At 65.3% G+C, this 521-nt stretch carries 1 protein-coding gene; it reads right to left on the reverse strand.

Going from position 1 to position 521, the window contains the following annotated elements; all coding sequences use genetic code 11:
* Positions 1 to 141: 141 nt before the first annotated feature.
* On the reverse strand, positions 142 to 521 hold a 380-nt coding region (locus ACRYR9_RS19995), incomplete at its 5' end, for an SOS response-associated peptidase family protein (RefSeq protein WP_432540252.1).

Below are 521 nucleotides of genomic sequence, written 5' to 3' on the forward strand. Positions count from 1 at the left end.
CCCGTGGCGGCGTGGCCGCTCGCCGCGGTGCCTTCGTCGGCCAGTGACTTCGATTTCTACAAGGCCGCGCTGGCTGAGGTCGAGTTGCGAAAGGGGTACGAGGCGCGTTTGCGCGCGGCTTTGGCCGCTTGCCAGTAGCCGTCAGCCAGCGACGCTGTGCACGAAGCGCGGCATCCCGTTGTCGCGCAGGATCTCGTCCATCGCGTCGAGGTCGTTCGGGTCTGGGTTGAGCCACGCATCGAGGTCTTCTGGCTTGATTGGCACCGTACAGCGGTCATGGCCAGCCTCTGAAATCGCCGGCGGCGGGTCCGTGGTGATAATCGCGAACGACAGTAGATCCTGTTCACCCGGCTTCGTCGCGCGCCAGTGCGACCACACGCAAGCCACCAGCATCGTCTGCGGCGGATCCGGCCGGAACTCCAGCACGATGTTCTTTCCCTCCGGCCCGGCCACGTTCTCGTAGAACGCATCGACCAGCACCACGCCGTGCGTGTGGCCGTATTGCCCCTTCCAAAATCCCC

This window comes from Kineococcus auxinigenes, assembly GCF_050871525.1.
Taxonomy (GTDB): domain Bacteria; phylum Actinomycetota; class Actinomycetes; order Actinomycetales; family Kineococcaceae; genus Kineococcus.